1 protein-coding gene is annotated in these 1,097 nt (G+C 31.6%); it reads right to left on the reverse strand.

From position 1 onward, the window contains the following. Positions 1 to 135 precede the first annotated feature (135 nt). Positions 136 to 957 carry a hypothetical protein gene (locus B5X70_RS17790; RefSeq protein ID WP_079559247.1) on the reverse strand — a complete coding sequence of 274 codons (822 nt, stop codon included), beginning with the start codon at positions 955 to 957 and terminating at the stop codon, positions 136 to 138. Between the last annotated feature and the right edge of the window lie 140 nt (positions 958 to 1,097).

Below are 1,097 nucleotides of genomic sequence, written 5' to 3' on the forward strand. Positions count from 1 at the left end.
CCAACGGTCACATGTATGAAATGTTTGGGGATTGCGGGCTTCGTACCTGTCTGCCGTTACAAAAGCTGATGCGGGGCAGAATGTTTCAAGTAACCACTAAACCCCCAAATATTTTATACATGATGTTATGCCACGTTATCTTCTGTCTACGATTCGTTGTATTTCAGTTTCTAAACTAGGTTCAACTAAATCTAATAGGTCACCCGTTTTTATGTTGTATTTCATTACACGAGTTGGCTCTTTATACCCTATAAACTGATTGTCTTTATTTCTATCAATGCCAAATAGTACAAGAATTTCATTTTTCTCCCTAATCATTTCATAATTCAATACGGTTGTATTCTCTTTGGTCACAACTTTAAGTTCCTTTTCTTTCAATGAATAGATAAAAAGTGATTTTAAGTCATTCATTGTTATTCTTCCATCATTATCAGTATCTCTTTCTGCACCTTTAAAAATTATTAGAATATCATCATTTAAATACTCAATATCATAGTTGTTTCCAACCATTCTTTGATTGGCTATTTTGTATGATTTGTTGTTTAAATTATCATAAAGTATTAGATTAATAAAAGTACCATAAAATGAATATTTGTTCGGGATTCTTGATTTTCTTGAATCATATGTGTCTAATAGACCTAGCACTCCATAATCAGTGGGTTCAGGTTCATCTAATGTTCTTATTGTGACTGGTATTAGATAGATTAATTTTGTCGTATCGATAAGTCGAGGGAAATCATATGAAATGATTTGTTGTCTTAAATTCTCCTGAGCTAATTGTTCAGCTCTCTCGTCTGACATTAATACATTTTCAGTTTTTCGAACTTCGCTAAAATTAAATTCTCTTACTATTGTCCAAATCAGAACAACTAAGCCTATGCTTACAATAATTACAATCAGAGTGCTAAAAATAGCGAGCATTTTTTGATTGTAGTTTTTCACACTTTCAATGTCCATTTTCTATTTATTAGAATTTATTTTTTCTGTGAATGCGGATAATTTGCACCCACTTGCTAGAATTTCGATGAGTATCAATACGGTGTTTTATAGTGTTGTATATCAGAGGGATATAGTCTGTTTTTAATTGTGATAAGTGT

This window comes from Alkalitalea saponilacus (assembly GCF_900168165.1).
GTDB lineage: Bacteria > Bacteroidota > Bacteroidia > Bacteroidales > Marinilabiliaceae > Natronoflexus > Natronoflexus saponilacus.